At 63.2% G+C, this 17763-nt stretch carries 16 protein-coding genes and 1 tRNA gene; 10 read left to right on the top strand and 7 right to left on the bottom strand.

The window, feature by feature from the left end:
• Positions 1–121: 121 nt before the first annotated feature.
• Positions 122–204, bottom strand: a tRNA-Leu gene (locus ABIB36_RS05490).
• Positions 205–423: 219 nt separating this feature from the next.
• Between ABIB36_RS05490 and ABIB36_RS05495 the strand changes: the two genes are divergently transcribed.
• The 7 genes from ABIB36_RS05495 to pknB all read left to right on the top strand — a co-directional run bounded on the left by ABIB36_RS05495 (position 424) and on the right by pknB (position 10198).
• Positions 424–1833 carry an FhaA domain-containing protein gene (locus ABIB36_RS05495; RefSeq protein WP_084348337.1) on the top strand — a complete coding sequence of 470 codons (1410 nt, stop codon included), beginning with the start codon at positions 424–426 and terminating at the stop codon, positions 1831–1833.
• A gap of 149 nt (positions 1834–1982) precedes the next feature.
• The gene (locus tag ABIB36_RS05500; RefSeq protein WP_084348233.1) at positions 1983–2447 is read left to right on the top strand and encodes an FHA domain-containing protein FhaB/FipA; all 465 of its coding nucleotides are present in this window, start codon (positions 1983–1985) and stop codon (positions 2445–2447) included.
• A complete protein-coding gene (locus tag ABIB36_RS05505; RefSeq protein WP_354560376.1) occupies positions 2444–3871 on the top strand; it encodes a PP2C family protein-serine/threonine phosphatase in 1428 nt (475 codons plus the stop codon). The genes ABIB36_RS05500 and ABIB36_RS05505 overlap by 4 nt, the downstream gene beginning before the upstream one ends.
• Positions 3871–5328, top strand: a complete 1458-nt coding sequence (locus tag ABIB36_RS05510) for an FtsW/RodA/SpoVE family cell cycle protein (RefSeq protein ID WP_084348235.1) — start codon at positions 3871–3873, stop codon at positions 5326–5328. The genes ABIB36_RS05505 and ABIB36_RS05510 overlap by 1 nt, the downstream gene beginning before the upstream one ends.
• Entirely contained in the window at positions 5325–6812 is a 1488-nt protein-coding gene (locus ABIB36_RS05515) for a peptidoglycan D,D-transpeptidase FtsI family protein (RefSeq protein ID WP_084348236.1), read from the top strand. The genes ABIB36_RS05510 and ABIB36_RS05515 overlap by 4 nt, the downstream gene beginning before the upstream one ends.
• 9 nt (positions 6813–6821) lie before the next feature.
• A complete protein-coding gene (locus ABIB36_RS05520) occupies positions 6822–8276 on the top strand; it encodes a protein kinase domain-containing protein (RefSeq protein WP_084348237.1) in 1455 nt (484 codons plus the stop codon).
• Positions 8273–10198 (top strand): Stk1 family PASTA domain-containing Ser/Thr kinase, encoded by a 1926-nt coding sequence (gene pknB, locus ABIB36_RS05525; RefSeq protein ID WP_084348238.1) that lies wholly within the window; start codon positions 8273–8275, stop codon positions 10196–10198. Before ABIB36_RS05520 ends, pknB begins: the two co-directional genes overlap by 4 nt.
• 13 nt (positions 10199–10211) lie before the next feature.
• Here the strand turns inward: pknB and ABIB36_RS05530 are convergent, their stop codons facing one another.
• The 3 genes from ABIB36_RS05530 to ABIB36_RS05540 form a co-directional block, all read right to left on the bottom strand.
• Positions 10212–10853 carry an aminodeoxychorismate/anthranilate synthase component II gene (locus ABIB36_RS05530; protein WP_354560372.1) on the bottom strand — a complete coding sequence of 214 codons (642 nt, stop codon included), beginning with the start codon at positions 10851–10853 and terminating at the stop codon, positions 10212–10214.
• Positions 10854–10916: 63 nt separating this feature from the next.
• Positions 10917–11972, bottom strand: coding sequence for a zinc-dependent alcohol dehydrogenase family protein (locus ABIB36_RS05535; protein ID WP_354560371.1), 1056 nt, complete (start codon positions 11970–11972; stop codon positions 10917–10919).
• Positions 11973–12200: 228 nt separating this feature from the next.
• Complete coding sequence (locus tag ABIB36_RS05540) at positions 12201–12959, bottom strand: DUF881 domain-containing protein (RefSeq protein ID WP_354560369.1); 759 nt, start codon at positions 12957–12959, stop codon at positions 12201–12203.
• A 250-nt stretch (positions 12960–13209) separates the two neighbouring features.
• Between ABIB36_RS05540 and crgA the strand changes: the two genes are divergently transcribed.
• Together crgA and ABIB36_RS05550 are read left to right on the top strand one after the other, a co-directional pair.
• Positions 13210–13473 carry a cell division protein CrgA gene (gene crgA / locus ABIB36_RS05545; RefSeq protein WP_084348242.1) on the top strand — a complete coding sequence of 88 codons (264 nt, stop codon included), beginning with the start codon at positions 13210–13212 and terminating at the stop codon, positions 13471–13473.
• 45 nt (positions 13474–13518) lie between these two features.
• A complete protein-coding gene (locus tag ABIB36_RS05550; protein WP_354560367.1) occupies positions 13519–13998 on the top strand; it encodes a PH domain-containing protein in 480 nt (159 codons plus the stop codon).
• A 38-nt stretch (positions 13999–14036) separates the two neighbouring features.
• On the opposite strand, the gene ABIB36_RS05555 is transcribed toward ABIB36_RS05550, so the two are convergent.
• Positions 14037–14936 carry a rhomboid family intramembrane serine protease gene (locus tag ABIB36_RS05555; RefSeq protein ID WP_354560365.1) on the bottom strand — a complete coding sequence of 300 codons (900 nt, stop codon included), beginning with the start codon at positions 14934–14936 and terminating at the stop codon, positions 14037–14039.
• A 73-nt stretch (positions 14937–15009) separates the two neighbouring features.
• Complete coding sequence (locus ABIB36_RS05560; protein ID WP_084348245.1) at positions 15010–15537, bottom strand: peptidylprolyl isomerase; 528 nt, start codon at positions 15535–15537, stop codon at positions 15010–15012.
• Positions 15538–15634: 97 nt separating this feature from the next.
• Here ABIB36_RS05560 and ABIB36_RS05565 point away from each other — a divergent pair, with 97 nt between their 5' ends.
• Entirely contained in the window at positions 15635–16024 is a 390-nt protein-coding gene (locus tag ABIB36_RS05565) for a hypothetical protein (RefSeq protein WP_084348246.1), read from the top strand.
• 23 nt (positions 16025–16047) lie between these two features.
• Here the strand turns inward: ABIB36_RS05565 and ABIB36_RS05570 are convergent, their stop codons facing one another.
• A complete protein-coding gene (locus ABIB36_RS05570) occupies positions 16048–17688 on the bottom strand; it encodes an alpha/beta hydrolase (protein WP_084348247.1) in 1641 nt (546 codons plus the stop codon).
• Positions 17689–17763 lie beyond the last annotated feature (75 nt).

A 17763-nucleotide genomic window follows, 5' to 3' on the forward strand; every position in this document is an offset into this window, starting at 1 on the left:
AGGCCCACAAAAGAAGGCCCGGCCGAATGAATTCGGCCGGGCCTTCTTTGTGCTCATCGCGACATCTCGGTCGTAAATAAACCACTGGCCGCAGCGAACGAATCAGCTGCGACCAGTGTTGTGGGCGGAGGGGGACTTGAACCCCCACGTCCCGAAGGACACTGGCACCTGAAGCCAGCGCGTCTGCCATTCCGCCACCCGCCCGGGTGACCGGTGAACGTTAACATGCACATCCGGCGACGAAGAAATCGAGATGTCGACCCTTCAGCGCACGGGTGCTTACCGACCCGCAACGTATATCATGCATGGACGAAGACCTCGAGCCGACACGCGCTCGCGGTCACGCGTTCGGTTCCTACTCGAAGTTCGTTCCTCGAGCAGGAACAATGCAGACCCGAGCACTAGATGGGAGGAGAGGTCACCATGGGAATTGTCCAGCGTTTCGAGCGAAAGCTGCAAGGCGCGGTCGGTGACGTATTCGCCCGCGTATTCGGTGGCGGAGTGGTTCCGCAGGAAGTCGAGGCAGCGCTTCAGCAGGAAGCGTCGGATCTGGTCCGTCCGCTCGACGGGGGCCACTACCTCGCACCGAACAGCTATGTGATCACCATCAACAGTTCCGACCATGACGGACTCGCCGCAGATCACGATCTGACCGTGAAGGCTTTTTCGCGCCACCTCGGTGACTACATTCGTGATCAGGGCTGGCAGACGTACGGGGATGTCGTGGTTCGATTCGAACCGTCGCCCACCTTGCACACCGGTCAGTTCCGGGCCAGTGGTTCGGTCGATCCCGATGTGGGACGATCGTCGACTGCAACCGGAAACGCCTCGGCGGCCGGCCAACGCCCCCCGCGACCGTCAGCCCCACCTAAGTCGACATCAGGAGCCGGCCCCATGACGCAGAACCCAGGCTACGACCCGCAACGCGAACCCGCCGACGGCTCTCGCCCCGATCCGCGCGCCCGCAACGGGTATCCGGCTCCCGGCCAAGATCCGCGTTATGCGCAGGCCCGCGACCAGAACGGATATGACGCGCGTAGCAACGGCGCTCCATATGCGAACGGCGCTTACGGTGCCGATTCCGATGCTCCCCAGCAGCAGGGTCAGCCCCGAGGCGATCAGTACAACCAGGGCTACGAACAGCAGGCCTACAGCGATCAAGGGTACGACCAGCAAGCGTATTCGGATCAGGGTTACGAGCAGGGTGGTTACGCGCAGGGGTACTCGGCTCAGCCGCCACCCGAACAGGCCTACTCGGACCAGCAAGGCTATCGGGATCAGCAGGGCTACTCGGACCAGCAGTCGTATGGCCAGCAGGCGTACGCCGAGCCCGCTTACGGCGAACAGCAGGCCTACGGGGAGCCCCAGCAGGCCTACGGGGACCAGCGCTACGCCGAGCCCGCCCAACAGCCTGCGTCGTATCAGCAGCCTGCGTCCTATCAGCAGCCGGCCTACGACTATCAGTCCCAGCAGGGCGGCTACCAGCAAGCCGGGTATCAACAGCCCGACTACGGCTACGCCGAGCCCGCGTACAACGACGCTCAGAGTCTGGCCGCGACATTGCAGCTCGAGGACGGCAGCGGCCGCTACTTCCAGCTTCGCGAAGGCCAGAACATCATCGGCCGTGGCCAAGATGCCCAGTTCCGGCTCCCGGACACCGGAGTATCGAGGCGACACGTCGAAATTCGGTGGGATGGACGCGTCGCGATGTTGTCTGATCTAGGTTCGACCAACGGCACCACCGTCAACGGCGCATCCGTTCAGGATTGGCAGTTGGCAGACGGCGACGTCATCCGCGCAGGACACTCCGAAATATTGGTCCGCATCGTTTAGCGCACCCCGCCAGTATGGTGATCGACACACACAGCTTCTATCTAGGATGCTGTGTGTGAAAACGTCTGCACGTGGTGCGTGCATGGGGGAAGTAACCGGCGTGTTCTCCACGCTGGTCGACACAGATGTGGCAAAGGAGGTGGACGGCTGTGCAGGGATTGATTCTGCAGCTGACCCGAGCGGGTTTTCTACTCTTGCTCTGGTTCTTCGTCTGGGCCGTCCTGCGAACCCTACGTAGCGACATATATGCCGCGTCCGGCATGCGTATGCCTGCACGCTATTCCCGAGGCTCGAAGGTTCTTCCCTCGTTCAACAAACAGAAGGTTGCCAAGAATCTAGTGGTAACACAGGGCGGTCTCGCCGGAACTCGCATCTCCCTCGGCACGCAACCGGTTCTCATCGGCCGCGCCGACGACTCGACACTCGTGCTGACCGACGACTACGCGTCGACCAGGCATGCACGGATCTCCCCACGCGGGGGTGACTGGTACGTCGAAGATCTCGGTTCGACCAATGGCACCTACCTCGACCGGGCCAAGGTGACCACTGCCGTCCGCGTCCCGCTCGGCACTCCGGTGCGTGTGGGCAAAACCGTGATCGAGTTGCGCCCGTGACTCTTGTACTGCGTTATGCGGCCCGCAGTGACCGCGGACTCGTGCGATCGAACAACGAAGACTCCGTCTACGCAGGAGCGCGACTCCTCGCGCTCGCCGACGGGATGGGCGGACATGCCGCGGGCGAGGTCGCTTCGCAGTTGATGATCGCCGCCCTGGCGCACCTCGATGACGACGAGCCCGGTGACGACCTGCTCGGCAAGCTGGAAGCTGCGACCCGCGAGGGCAATGCTTCCATCGCCGATCAGGTCGAAGACGAACCCGAACTCGACGGGATGGGCACGACGCTCACCGCAATTCTCTTCGCAGGCAAGAAGATCGGCCTCGTTCACATCGGCGATTCGCGGGCATACATGCTTCGCGACACCAAGCTCTCGCAGATCACTCGCGACGACACCTTCGTTCAGTCGCTCGTAGACGAAGGCCGGATCACACCCGAACAGGCGCACACCCACCCCCAGCGCTCTCTCATCATGCGGGCATTGACCGGTAACGAGATCGAACCGACGCTGACCGTCCGCGAGGTTCGTGCGGGTGATCGTTACCTGCTCTGCTCGGACGGTCTGTCCGACGTCGTGAGCGACGAAACCATCGAGAACACCATGAACGAGGGCGACTGCGCAGAGAGCGCCGACCGCCTCATCGAGCTTGCTCTGCGAAGCGGCGGACCGGACAACGTCACCGTCGTCGTCGCGGACGTCATCGACCTCGACTACGGCCAGAGTCACCCGATTGTCGGGGGCGCGGCAAGTACCGAGGAAGAAGAGTACTCACCGCCGCTCAACACCGCCGCCGGTCGTGCTGCGGCAATGCGGCCGCCGAGGTCGACACCGAAGCGAATCGCTACTCCCGCACCGGAACCCGAGAAGAAGTCGCACAAGCTGCGCTGGTCGCTGGTCGCGCTGACGCTCATCGCATTGCTGGTCGGCGGCGCCTTCGTTGCCAACGCGGCGATCCGCAACAACTACTACGTCGGCGAGGAGAACAACCGCGTCGCCGTCATGCGCGGAGTTCCGGGTTCGATCCTGGGTTACTCGCTTCAGACGGTCCACTCCGTCGGCTGCCTCGACGCAGACGGCACGCTCACCCTGCGCGGCCCGGATTCCGCCTCGAGCACGTGTGACGTCTTCGAGGTCGACGATCTGGTGCCCGCCGCTCGAGAACAGGTACGAGCCGGACTTCCGTCGGGCAAGCTCGACGACGCGAACGGACAGATGAAGCAGCTCGCCTCCGGTGATCTGTTGCCGCTGTGCGAACCCGAGCCTGCGACCCCGGCTATCACGACGCCGGTGCCACCGCCACCAGGTGCCCCGGCATTGCCTCCGGCGCCCGATGCCCCGCCACCGGTCCTGCCCGAACCAACGCCCACCCCAGCACCGTCAGCACCGCAAGTAGCAGGTCAGAACTGTAGGGCCGGTATTTGATGAGCTCCAATTCGTCTGCGGGGGCATCCTTTCCGAGTCCGCCGGAAGGATTTGCTCCGGCACCCGTTCAGTCGAACCGACGTAACGTCGAGTTGTTGTTGCTCGGGATAGCGGTGGTGATCACCACGATGTCCTTGGTGTTGGTAGAGGCCAGCCAAGAACAAACCATCACCCTCGATCTCGTCAAGTACTCGCTGGCGTATCTGGCATTGGTCACGGTGGCGCATCTCGCGGTCCGCAGGTTCGCCCCGCACGCGGACCCGCTGCTGCTGCCGATCGTGGCGCTGTTGAACGGTCTCGGCCTCGTGCTGATCCATCGTCTCGATCTCGCCGACCAACAGTCGGCCGCATACCTGGGTCAGGAAATCCCGTCGCCGGACGCCAATCAGCAGGTGCTCTGGACGACCCTTGCGATCGCCGGATTCATTGCAGTGCTGGTCCTGTTGCGGGATTACCGCACGCTGGCGCGCTACAGCTACACCGTCGGTCTTGCAGGTCTGGTGCTGCTCGCCATTCCCGCACTGCTGCCGTCGGCGTTCTCCGAGGTCAACGGATCGAAGATCTGGATTCGGCTGCCCGGCTTCAGCCTTCAGCCCGGCGAGTTCGCGAAGATCCTGTTGCTGATCTTCTTCGCCTCACTCCTTGTCGCCAAGCGTGAACTGTTCACCACTGCCGGCAAACATGTACTCGGGATGGACTTCCCCCGTGCGCGCGATCTCGGTCCGATTCTGCTGGTGTGGATCGTCTCGGTCGCTGTTCTCGTGTTCGAGAAGGACCTCGGTACTTCGCTGCTGATCTTCGGCACCGTGCTAGTGATGATCTACATCGCCACCGAACGCGTCGGCTGGCTCATCATCGGATTCGCGCTGCTGTTGATCGGCTTCCTGTTCGCCTATCAAGTCTTCGGACACGTCAAGATTCGCACCGATACCTGGCTGCATCCGTTCGAGGACTACAACGACACCGGTTACCAGATCGTCCAGTCGATGTTCAGTTTCGCCACAGGCGGCCTCGCGGGGACCGGGCTGGGCAGTGGGCGTCCGTCGCAGGTCCCGTTCGCAAAGACCGACTTCATCATTGCGACGGTCGGTGAGGAGCTCGGACTCATCGGACTCACCGCAGTCCTGGTCCTATACCTGGTCTTCATCATCCGAGGCCTGCGCACCGCGCTCGCCGTTCGTGACAGCTTCGGCAAACTTCTCGCCGCCGGGCTCGCGTTCACCATCGCCATTCAGTTGTTCGTCGTGGTGGGTGGGGTAACCAAGCTGATTCCTCTCACTGGACTCACCACCCCGTACATGTCGTACGGCGGGTCCTCGCTGCTAGCGAACTATCTACTGCTGGCGTTGTTGATCAAGATCTCCGACGCCGCGCGTGAACCCGCCGTTCCGAACAAGAAGCCTGTGGTGGCGACGCCGATCGCGGAAGCGCCGACCGAAATGGTGAAACGCCCGTGAACACTCCACTTCGACGGGTCTCCATCGCCGTCATGGTCATGATCGTGGCCCTTCTCGCCAATGCGACCTACCTGCAGGTGATCAAGGCGGACGATCTGCGGACCGACCCGCGTAACTCGCGTGTACTACTCGACGAGTACTCCCGCCAGCGCGGACAGATTTCGGCAGGGGGCCAGGTTCTTGCCGCATCACTCGCCACCGACGACCGATACAAGTACCTACGCACCTACCCGTCGAATCCGGCGGCGACGTCGAGCCCGTTGGCGAATGCGCCGGTCACCGGGTTCTACTCGATGCTCTACTCGAGCAGTGGCCTCGAGCGCACCGAAGATCAGGTGCTCAACGGTTCGGACGATCGCCTGTTCGGTCGTCGCCTCTTCGATCTGATTTCCGGACGCGACCCGCGCGGGGGCAACGTGGTGACCACCATCGACCCCGTCGTTCAGCAGGTGGCATACGACCAGCTCACGTCCAAGGGCTACACCGGATCCGTCGTCGCGATCGAACCCTCGACGGGCAATATCCTGGCGATGGCGAGTACACCGAGCTACGACCCCAATTCGTTGGCGAGCCACGACGGACAACAGACCACCGAGGCGTGGGATGCACTGAACGCCGATCCCGACAAGCCGTTGCTGAATCGCGCGATATCGGCGACCTACCCGCCGGGATCGACCTTCAAGGTCCTCGACACGGCAGCGGCCCTCGAGAACGGTGCCACACCCGACGATCAGCTGACGGCAGCGTCGAACATCACCCTTCCCGGCACCCAGACCACCCTCGAGAACTACAACGGCAGCACGTGCGGTGGCGGGGCGACGGCGTCGTTACGTGAGGCGTTCGCTCGATCCTGTAACACCGCCTTCGTCGAACTCGGCATCAAGACCGGTGCCGATGCGCTCCGAGATACCGCGAGCGCGTTCGGCATCGGGGAAGACACGACGTCCTTGCAGCTCCCCGTCGCCGACAGCACGATCGGATCCATCCCCGATGACGCCGCGCTGGGCCAGACGAGCATCGGTCAGCGAGATGTTGCGCTGACGCCGCTACAGAATGCCGTGATCGCAGCAACAGTGGCGAACAACGGAGTTCGGATGGCGCCGCACTTGATCAGTCAGCTGCAGGCACCGGATCTGTCGGACCTGTCGACCACCAAGCCACAATCGGAAGGCCAGGCCATCAGCACGGAGGTCGCTTCGACTCTGACCGATTTGATGATCGGTGCCGAGAACAATGCCGGATCACAGGGCAAGATTCCCGGCGTGCAGATCGCGTCGAAGACCGGCACGGCCGAACACGGGACCGATCCTCGAAACACACCACCGCACGCGTGGTACATCGCTTTCGCACCGGCCGAGGCACCGAAGATTGCCATCGCCGTACTCGTCGAGGACGGTGGCGACCGTGCACTTGCAGCCACCGGTGGTTCGGTGGCCGCACCGATCGGGCGCGCGGTCATCGCTGCCGGATTGCAAGGGAGGTGACCTGAGAACATGCCACTGAAAAATGGTGCCGTCATCGCACAGCGCTATCGCCTCCTACGGCTGATCGCCACGGGCGGTATGGGTCAGGTGTGGGAGGCGATGGACAATCGCCTCGACCGCAAGGTTGCCGTCAAGGTTCTCAAAGCCGAGTTCTCCGAGGATCCGGAGTTCTTGGCGCGCTTCCGTTTCGAGGCGCGAACAACAGCGCAGCTCAACCACCCCGGAATCGCCGGGGTCTACGACTACGGCGAGACGCGCGACGAAGCAGGCGAGTCCCTGGCCTATCTCGTCATGGAACTCGTCAACGGTGAACCGCTCAACGCTGTGCTCGGACGGATCGGGAAGCTGCCACTCGGGCATGCCCTCGACATGCTCGAGCAGACCGGCCGATCGCTTCAGATCGCGCACACGGCAGGTGTCGTTCACCGCGACGTCAAGCCGGGCAACATTCTGATCACCCCCGCAGGTCAGGTGAAGATCACCGACTTCGGCATCGCCAAAGCCGTCGACGCCTCCCCGGTAACCAAGACCGGCATGGTCATGGGGACCGCACAGTACATCGCTCCCGAGCAGGCTCTCGGCGACGAAGCTACCTCGGCGAGCGACGTCTACTCCCTCGGTGTCGTGGGCTACGAAGTGCTCTCGGGCACGCGGCCGTTCGTCGGCGACGGTGCGCTCACCGTCGCGATGAAACACGTCCGCGAGATGCCTGCACCGTTGCCCGCAGATTTGCCGCCATCGGTGCGCGAGCTCATCGAGATCACGATGGCCAAGGATCCCGCGGCCCGGTACGCGAACGGCGGTGAGTTCGCGGACGCTGTTGCCGCAGTGCGTGCCGGTCGACGACCACCAGCTCCCGGCAACGGTCGGGGTCCGGGTACCGGCCGCGTTCTGATGCCTGGTGTCGTAGCTGCTGCCGGCACCAATCCCAACAGCACTCAAATGATGCCGACGTCCCAGAACCGATACACCGGGCCGTCCACGGGCGCTGCGGTTCCCGCCACGCCGGAACCGACGGGGATGACTTCTGCCCAGAAGGCCCTTGCTTGGGGTGGCGCTGGTCTTCTGGTGCTGGCGGTCATCATCGGTGGCTACGTGCTGCTGACGGGAGGACAGGGGTCACAGGCGCCGTTCACGCCGCCGACGACGAAGCCTGCCCCGACCACGACGACCACCACCACCACGGAACCGACCACCACGGAACCGACCACCACCCGAGAAACGACCACCACAACCACGCCGCCACCGACGACCACCACGACGGAACCGCCGACCACGACCACCGCGCCGCCGACGACCACGACGACGGCCCCAGCGGCGACGACGACGAGCAGCGGGTTCACCTTGCCGCAGTTGACTCTCCCGTCGCTGCCCGGTGCCGGTGACGAAGAAGATTCCGGTGACACCGCGCCCGGCGGCGCCTCCAAACCTCAACTCGGACCTGATCGACAAGGACAACCATGACGACTCCCCGCAATCTCTCCTCCCGCTACGAGTTGGGTGAGATTCTCGGCTTCGGTGGCATGTCCGAGGTCCACCTTGCGCGCGACAGTCGACTCGACCGTGATGTAGCCATCAAGGTGTTGCGAGCGGATCTCGCTCGCGATCCCACGTTCTATCTTCGGTTCCGACGTGAGGCGCAGAACGCCGCGGCTCTCAACCATCCAGCGATCGTGGCGGTCTACGACACCGGTGAGGCCGAGACCGAAGCCGGTCCGCTGCCGTTCATCGTCATGGAGTACGTCGACGGCAATACCTTGCGTGACATCGTCCGCGCCGACGGTCCGATGACACCGCGCCACGCGATGGAGGTCATCGCCGACGTCTGCGCGGCTCTCGACTTCAGTCATCGCAACGGAATCGTGCATCGCGACGTCAAACCAGCGAACGTCATGATCAACAACGCCGGTGCAGTCAAGGTGATGGACTTCGGTATCGCCCGCGCGATTGCCGACAGCTCGAGTCCGATGACGCAGACCGCCGCAGTGATCGGCACAGCTCAATACCTGTCCCCCGAACAGGCCAGAGGCGAGCAGGTGGACGCCCGCTCGGACGTGTATTCGCTCGGTTGCGTTCTGTTCGAGGTCCTGACCGGTGAACCCCCGTTCAAGGGTGACTCACCCGTGGCCGTCGCGTATCAGCATGTGCGGGAAGATCCGCAACTACCGTCCTCGGTCAATTCTGCGATCCCGCGGGAACTCGACTCGATCATTCTCAAGGCCATGGCCAAGAACCCGGCCAACCGCTACCAGTCGGCCGCAGACATGCGCACCGATTTGGTGCGAGTGCTCGGTGGGCAGCGCCCCTCGGCGCCCACCGTCATGAACGACGAGGACCGCACCACGATCCTCGGCTCGATGGATTCGCGGGAACCGCAGTACCGATCAGGCGACGCCGACCGCCCGGCCGAGCAGGCCCCGGCCGGGCGCGGTGAAGACAGCACCTCGAAGCGGCGAGGACTGCGGATAGCAGTGATCGCGCTGGCAGCGGTAGTCGTGGTCGGCATCATCACCGCGTTCCTGTTGTCTCTCGGCAGCGATTCCTCACCGGAACGAGTCGCCATCCCCACCGTCGCAAATCTCACGACCGCGGAGGCTACTTCCGCTCTTGCAGACCTCGGACTTCGAGTCCAGACCCGCGAGAAGCCCGATCCCACGATCGCCGCGGGCAGAGTCATCGCGTCGCAGCCGCCCGCCGGAACGCAGGTCGATTCGCCGAGCACGGTCGACCTCGATATCTCGACCGGTCCGGAGCAGGTGCAGGTTCCGGCGTTGGCCGGCAAGACTGCTCAACAGGCAACTCAGGCATTGTCCGCGATCGGTCTCGAACTCGACACTTCCGTGGCACGAGCGGCTTCGACACCGGAGAATCTCGACAAGGTGGTCGAACAGAATCCGTCGACCGGTGTCGGCATCACCGTCGGCTCGGCCGTCAAGATCACGTTGGGTAGTGGCCCGTCGCAGATCCGTGTTCCCGACGTCACTGGCCAGCAGGTCGACGTTGCGCGTCTCAACATCGAGGCGGCCGGATTCAAGGTTCAGATCGAGAACATCGACTCGGGCCAGACCGTAGGTGAGGTTGTCTCGACGAGCCCGGCGGGTGGATCGAACGCCGCCGAAGGTGACACCGTGACACTGCGCGTCTCGAACGGCGACAAGATCCCCATGCCCGATCTTGTCGGGATGACGCCTGCGCAAGCGCTCTCGGCACTCGAGGCAGCCGGATGGACGGGTACGTCAGCCAACATCACCTCGACCCCGCAGAGCCAGCTCGACCCGACCCTGGTCGGGCGGATCGTCAATCAGGCCGAACCCGCCGGATCGGAAATCACCAAGTCCCAGTCGCTCAACGTGAACGTGGGGACGTTGGGAATTCCGCCCCGGTAAGCCGAGCGTCGCGTCAGCTGAACGCGAGTGCGACCTGCGCCTCGAGCTCGACCACGAGGCGCTCGTCCTGCTCGAGTCCGCAGACGGCGAGCCAGTTGGACAGCATCCGGTGCCCACCCTGAGTGAGAATCGACTCGGGGTGGAACTGGACGCCGTGTATCGGCAACGTCCGATGGCGCATGCTCATCACGAGGCCGGAGTCGGTGCGTCCGGTCACCTCGAGTTCATCGGGAATTGTGTCCTCGACGACGGTGAGCGAGTGGTATCGAGTGGCAGTGAACGGCTCGGGTAGTCCCTCGAGGACGCCGACGCCCGTGTGATGGATACTGCTGGTCTTTCCGTGCAGCAGTTCGGGCGCGCGGTCGACGGTCGCACCGAAGGCCGCACCGATGGCCTGGTGTCCCAAACACACCCCGAGCAGTGGAGTGCCGGACGCAGCGGCTGCGGTCACGAGATCCATCGTGGCTCCCGCTCGGTGCGGTGTCCCCGGCCCTGGGCTGAGCAGAATGCCGTCGAAGTCCGCAACGACGGCGGCCCGGTCGGTCAACCTGTCGTCGTCGTTACGCCAGACGGTCGCGTCCACTCCCAGTTGGCCCAGGTACTGGACGAGGTTGAAAACGAAGCTGTCGTAGTTGTCGACGACCAGAATGCGCATGAGACAAGGATAGGTGAGCGCCCGCGAGCTTCGGACGCCCGATGTCGTGCTTATGACGTGCGCTCAGCGGCTGATAGCGATCTTCATCGCCTTGGTCTCCGCGGCACGCTCGAATGTGTCGTACGCAGCCATGATGTCATCGAGCTCGAACCGGTGCGTGACGAAGTGCTCGGGCTCGAGTTTGCCCTGCGCGACAAGCTTGAGCAGCATCGGTGTGGTCGTCGCCGAGACCAGACCTGTAGTGATCGTGATGTCTTTGATCCACAGGTCCTGGAGGGCCAGTTCGACCGAGGCGCCGTGCACGCCGATGTTCGCGATCGTGCCGCCGGGACGCACGATGTCGAGAGCAGCCGTGAACGTCGCCGGAATGCCGACAGCCTCCATCGAGGTGTCCACACCCAGACCGTCGGTCATAGCCAGGACTTGCTCCTTCCAGTCTGCCGCGCCGTTGTTGACGGAGTCCGTCGCGCCGAAGCGTTTGGCCTGCTCGAGGCGGTTGTCGTCCAAGTCGATGGCGATAACCCGGGAAGCGCCGTACAGGCCGGCGGTCATTATCGCTGCCAGGCCCACGGGGCCGGCGCCGATGACTGCAACGACGTCACCAGGTTTCACGCGACCGTTGCGCACCCCGATTTCAAAGCCGGTCGGGAGGATGTCGGACAGCATGATGCCCGCCTCATCGCTCACACTCTCAGGCAATGGGTGCAGCGAGTTCTCGGCGAAAGGAACACGCACGTACTCAGCTTGAGTGCCGTTGATCAGGTGCCCGAAAATCCAGCCGACACCCTCTGCACCCTCTGCGGCCAAACAGTGCGAAGGCAACCTTTGACGGCAGTACGAGCAGGAGCCACAAGACGAGACGCAGGAGATGACGACCCGATCGCCGACGGCGAGTCTGCTTACAGCAGAGCCGATCTCAGTGATGGTGCCGACCCCTTCGTGCCCGAGGATTCGGCCTTCTGTCACCGCTGGGACGTCCCCCGCGAGAATGTGAAGGTCGGTACCGCAGATGGTGGTCGTATCGATCTGGACTATGACATCGGTGGCGTTGATGATCTGCGGATTCGGGACCTCTTCCCACACCTTCTTGCCGGGACCGTGGTAGACGAGTGCCTTCACTGTAGGACTCCTGGTGTCAATGGCGCGTTGTCGATCGACAACCCACGCAAATAGGCCGGGACCAGCACCTTGTGTCCGTGGTAGCCGTGGTCCGAACCACACTGTCACATTCCGGCCGGGCGTGAATGCCCTATTGTCAGGTGCTGTCCTCCGGCTCGGAGGGCGCGAGCTGGAGGCATTCGTGAAGCCGGGACGATGGGGCTCGGTTCCCTTGCTGTGCCGAGGCGCTCACCGAGCAGGCTGTGCGAATCCAATCCGTATCGGTCCGGTGTAGCCGGGCACGGTCAGGGAGTCGGAACGTGTTTCTTCGAAACCCAGCCCGTAACGAAGCGCATACTGCCGAAACACTCGAACCCCCGGATTGTTGGCGAGGGCCGCAGAGAGTCGCTCGGGGTCTCCCAAGGCCGTCACCACATAGGGCGGACTGTACGTACGCCCACCCAGCAGAAGCGTGTTACCGATACACCGCGGCGCGACCTGGCTCGTGATCCGTTGATCCTGCATGGCCATTGCCGACGCGCCGCCGGTCCACAGTGCATTGAGAACACTTTGCACGTCCTGTTGATGCACGACGAGGTCGTCCGGCGACGCGTCCGATGCGTACCGCCCGTCCGGACCCCGGGCCGCATCGGTCAACGAAACGACCACACCTGATCCCGATGCCGGCTCGACCCCCGCCTGGGCGGCGAGCGGATCAGCCGCGGCAAGCGCACGTCCCACTTCGACGTCGGAGGAACCCGCGGTGCGCTGCAGGTCGTCGACCTGGCGGGCCAGGTCGTTTCTGATCGACTCGGCGTCGTCACTGCTGCTCTGGGCAGCTCCGACCAGATCCGACAACCTGGTGGTGTCGCTTCGACGGATTTCGTCACCTTGCGATACGACCCTGGTGGTCGCCAGGAGGACCCCGACAACAAGGCACACGACGAGAACCAGGATCTGCCAGCCACGCGTCGCGACGCGCTCTCTGGTGGTCGATTCCTCGATCATGGTTTCATCCGATGCTCTCTCGTGAGATTGCGCTGAGCTAGCGTGTATGGGCATATGGTGACCGGTCCGAAAAAAACCGGGCCTGTGGATAACAACGCCAGGCAAAGCAGTGTTGGGGCGATAACAGTGCGAAACTCTACTAGCGAGGACGCTACCTGTTGCGGTTGTCCACAACCGTTATCCACAGGTCGACGGGTCGTGTACCGGTAAGTCGCCTGTACGAGCGTCAGCACACTACGAAGGGTTGAACATGCCGAAATCGAAGGTTCGGAAGAAGAAGGACTACACCATCGCACCCGGCACCAGATCCGCCGGAGCGCTGAAGGCCGGCCCGTCGAGCCCACTTTTCGTGGCGGTGATGCTCGGGTTCATGCTGGTAGGGCTGCTATGGCTCATCGTGTACTACTTGGCTGCCGACAATATCTCGTGGATGAACAACCTCGGTGCGTGGAACTTTCTGATCGGTTTCGGCTTCATGGTTGTCGGTCTCGTCATGACCATGAAGTGGCGATGACAAGGTCCCGTAGACACCTAGTTACACGCGTGTTATTCATCCCCAATGTGGATAAAGCCTGTGGATAACTTTTCCGAGTCTCCACAGCCTGTGGATAGATTGAGCTGGGCGACGCCTCTTTCGGCTGTCATCGCCATGATCTTGGGTGGATTCGCACTGTTCGGAGCGGCATTGTTGACCGGTACCGACGCCACGGGCCGACTTCTCATCTCGATCGCGGCTATCGGCCTGTGGACGATCGCGGGACTCGCTGCCCTGCAGCGGCCGAGACTGGCGATCGTCGACGGAACACTGTCGATGAAGCGCCTGTCGGGAGTGCAGGCATACGCCCCGAGCGAGATCGTGCGAATCAAGCTCGCTCGATACCCCCGACTCGGGCGGCGAGTGCCGATGATCGAAATCGACGTCCAACGCGCGGGAGACACCGAGGATCGGCTGATCATCTTCGGTCGCTGGGATCTCGGAACCAGCCCGGAGACAGTATTCGACGAGCTCGTCCGGCACGGGTTCGTACCCGCGGGCTGACGAGCCGGGCGGGTTGTTCCAACGGTGCTGGAGGGTTCTTACAGACCCATCATCGAGCGAAGCGACAGCGCACGAACTGCGATGACTGCGACGCATACGGCTGCGACGGCACCGACGGAGATCCACCCGATGTTCGGTGTCCGCAGGCGGCTGGGCAGAAACACGATGCCGGCGGTCGCGGCGGCACCGGCGACGAGGCCACCCATGTGTCCCCAGAGCGAAATTCCGGGGATCGAGATACTGATGAAGATATTGAGGCCGATCACCACAAGAATCGGCGTAGGGCTGCGGCGAAGCTTCAGCAGAATGACCGCTTGCGCGCCCAGCAGTCCGAAGATCGCGCCCGAAGCTCCCGCGGTGATGCTGAGCGGGGCCTCGAGGACCATGACCGAGGCACTGCCGCCCAGTAGCGAGACGAAGTAAACCGCCAGGTACCGGCTTCGACCGAGAATCATTTCGACCTCGCGGCCGATGATGTACAACGCGAACATGTTGACGAGTAGGTGGATCGGCCCGATGTGCAGGAAGCCGCTGCCGATGAGGCGCTCTACGTCACCGGTAGCTACCAGTGGTGGAACCAGCGCCCAGGCATCGAACAGCGGCGACGCGGCGGTATTGCCCATCACATCGCGGGATTGCATCGCCGTCACCGCGAAGACGAGGACGTTGAGGGCCATGAGGATGTACGTGACGAGTCCGTACGTCGATCCCGCCCGCGCACCGGCGACCGTACGGATCGGCCTGACCGAAGCGTTGGCGTCACGCACGCAGTCGACGCAGTGCTGTCCGACTGCTGCGGGTCGTAGACATTCGGGGCACGCGGGGCGTCCGCATCGCGAGCACGCCAATCCGGTAGCTCGGTCGGGATGCCGGACGCACCTCGACTGGGGTGGGGTTGGCTGATCGCCGGGCGCGCCACCCCAGCCGGGGTCGGTCATGGTGTAGTTCCTCTACGGTGAATTTTTTCGAGCACTGAAATTGGTGATGTGAACGATTCTCAGGAGAGAGCGATCACGCAATGGTGACGCTGGTGATGACGACATCCTCGACGGGACGATCGCCGCGGCCGACAGCAGTTCCGGAGATGGAATCGACTACCTTCTTCGACGCCTCGTCCGTCACTTCACCGAAGATGGAGTGCTTGCGGTTCAGGTGCGGGGTCTTGCCGGTGGTGATGAAGAACTGCGATCCGTTCGTTCCGGGACCCGCGTTGGCCATGGCCAGCAGGTAGGGGCGGTCGAACGAGAGCTCGGGGTGGAACTCGTCGCCGAACTTGTAGCCCGGTCCACCCGAACCCGTTCCGGTCGGGTCTCCGCCCTGGATCATGAAGCCGTCGATGACACGGTGGAAGACGGCGCCGTCGTAGAACGGTCCGGTCTTTCCGCCGGACGCGTTCGTCGAGGTGTAGTCCTTCGATCCGTCCGCGAGCCCGACGAAATTCTCGACCGTCTTCGGCGCATGGTTGCCGAAAAGATCGATGATGATGTCGCCGTGGTTGGTGTGCAACGTGGCAGTGGAGGTCTTGTTTGGTGAAGTCACCCCTCCATCGTGCCATTGACGCGCTACCGAGCGGTCGGCAACGGTCCTTCGATGTGTTCATTCCTGGCTCTACGCCTGCATATGGAACAGTGAAGGCATGACGAGCACATCGAAATCCGGTCGGATTCGTGGAATTGCGGTGACCACTGGTGGCTCTGCCGTGCAGGCTGCGAAAGTTTTCGGTGGCGGTGCAGCGGGCGTCGGACTCCAGCTCTCCACCCGGGGACTGAAGCTTGCGCGACGCGAAATTGCCCGACGTAAGCAGAGCGGAGCCCAGCGAAAAGGCGGGCCTCGCGTCTCACCTCGTACGAAGCGGATCTTGGTATTCGGAGCGTTGTTCGGGGCAGTCGCCGGCGTCACAGTTCTCGCCACTCGACGTCGCAACACCTTCCAGCCGCCCGCGGACGCGCCGCCCAGTCTCGCCGACTACGAGTCGGAGGTCTCCCACGCTGCCGACGGGCAGCCCGGCGCCCCCGAGCACCCCTAGCGAGGACCGTCGGTCGATGCCGGTCAGCCTCCGCCTGATTCGGAGGCGCGCCCGGCAACGACCAGCGCGCTGTTGTGCTGCGCTGTGGTGCCCTCGGTGAAATACCCACCATGTCCCTCGGCCGGTAGGTATCCCGAACCTTCGGTATGGAGCTTTTCCGTGCCGTCGAGATGGCTCGGATCGGTGCCGAAGGCCCCGAGGTCCGCGACCTTGTCGTCGGCCGCTTCACCGACGAATACGTGACCTGGCGGTATGGACAGCTCCGCGACGGTCCCGGTTCCCAGTCCTGGCGACCCGAGAACAACCAAGTCGTCGACGCCCGTGTCGTCGGCACCGCGGACCGCATACGCGGCGGTGAGCGAACCGTAGGAATGACCGAGCAAAGACAGATGTGGGTCCTCGGCACGCGCGGCATCGAGTCCGTCGAGAAATGTCGACAACCGCTCTCCGCCGGCGATCGCCGCTGAGCCGGAGACGACGGAGCGGTCCGGGTTCAACAGGTTCCACCCGAGGTGCGGAGCCTCGTAGTTCATCCATGTCACGCACGCGGCGGTCTCCGGCGGATTCTTTGGAAGTAGTTGTTCGACAGTCATTTTCAATGAATCCATATCACCGTCGTATCGTCCCAAGTCCCCTTGGACATCCGAGTCGAGGCCGGGCACGAACACCGCCACGTGAGTAGCGGTGTCGACATTGCCCACCGCGATCGCAGCCAGGGTGTCCTCGCCACTCCGATTGTCCAGGACCAGCAATTGGCGATCCCCCTGATCGAGGGTGGCCGTGATCGCATCGAGCGCGGCCAAACGCTTGCGTGTCTGTGCCAACCCAGCATCGGCATTGTCCAACATCCCACCGAAGATGTTGTTGTTCAAGCGATTCTGAAGGTCGGCGGCAACTTTATCGAGGCGGGTTCTTTCGCGGACGAGCATCCGACGGTTTGCCGAATCCCGGACCATCGCCGGAATCCCGTCCAGGTTTCCGATCAGATCGGGTCGATCTACGAGTAGTCGGGTCCGCTCAGCCATCGTGAGCGAATCCCAGAATGCGGCGTTTGCGGGCGCACTCCTTCCCATAGATACTGCTGTCTCGGTCGGAACTGCTGTTCTGAATTCTGTTGCAGCAGCGGGGATCGTGGAGACGTCCGCTCCTGTCGCCGATACCGAATCTGAGAGTGTCCGCAGAGTCGCGGCGCCCTCCGAGTCGAGGTATCGAGCACGCGTCAGAAGTTCGGTAGCTCGTTCCCGCAGGTCGCGTATTCGCCTGAGCCGATCGCGACCGAGGCTCCATGCATCTTCGGACGCGCTGGAGTACAGCGGCATTCGATCCACAACCCCGCCGTCGTCGGTGATGTCGACATCACTGTCCTGGGCTTCGCGGTCGCAGTCGCGAACCGAAGCCACGAGCGGGTACATCGCATACGCAAGATCCTCGACACAGGTTCCGATCGACATCAGCTGATCGGCGCCGCGCACATACCCGTCACGAAGGCTGTGAATTTCTGTGCGCGCTGCATCTGCGGCTACCCCTGTCCACTCGAGGGTCTCGGACAATCGCTCGAGCGTGGCCATATCGTCCATCAACCCGTCCGACGTGCGGACCAGTGCGCGCGCAAGCAGCCCAATCTTTTCCGGGTCCCATTGCCGAACGTCACTCCAGGTAACCATGCAACCATCCCCCGTCGACTACCCGATCGCCGTCCGGTCGGTCGACGTGAGAACACAGTCAACACTTTTTTCAGC

It is taken from the genome of Rhodococcus sp. UYP9 (assembly GCF_040547235.1).
GTDB lineage: Bacteria > Actinomycetota > Actinomycetes > Mycobacteriales > Mycobacteriaceae > Rhodococcoides.

Coding starts and splice junctions, on each gene's coding strand:
- ABIB36_RS05530 (WP_354560372.1), bottom strand. CDS start 10,853: ATGCGCATTCTGGTCGTCGACAACTACGACAGCTTCGTTTTCAACCTC.
- ABIB36_RS05540 (WP_354560369.1), bottom strand. CDS start 12,959: ATGATCGAGGAATCGACCACCAGAGAGCGCGTCGCGACGCGTGGCTGG.
- crgA (WP_084348242.1), top strand. CDS start 13,210: ATGCCGAAATCGAAGGTTCGGAAGAAGAAGGACTACACCATCGCACCC.
- ABIB36_RS05510 (WP_084348235.1), top strand. CDS start 3,871: ATGAGCTCCAATTCGTCTGCGGGGGCATCCTTTCCGAGTCCGCCGGAA.
- ABIB36_RS05570 (WP_084348247.1), bottom strand. CDS start 17,688: ATGGTTACCTGGAGTGACGTTCGGCAATGGGACCCGGAAAAGATTGGG.
- pknB (WP_084348238.1), top strand. CDS start 8,273: ATGACGACTCCCCGCAATCTCTCCTCCCGCTACGAGTTGGGTGAGATT.
- ABIB36_RS05520 (WP_084348237.1), top strand. CDS start 6,822: ATGCCACTGAAAAATGGTGCCGTCATCGCACAGCGCTATCGCCTCCTA.
- ABIB36_RS05495 (WP_084348337.1), top strand. CDS start 424: ATGGGAATTGTCCAGCGTTTCGAGCGAAAGCTGCAAGGCGCGGTCGGT.
- ABIB36_RS05565 (WP_084348246.1), top strand. CDS start 15,635: ATGACGAGCACATCGAAATCCGGTCGGATTCGTGGAATTGCGGTGACC.
- ABIB36_RS05550 (WP_354560367.1), top strand. CDS start 13,519: ATGTGGATAAAGCCTGTGGATAACTTTTCCGAGTCTCCACAGCCTGTG.
- ABIB36_RS05555 (WP_354560365.1), bottom strand. CDS start 14,936: ATGACCGACCCCGGCTGGGGTGGCGCGCCCGGCGATCAGCCAACCCCA.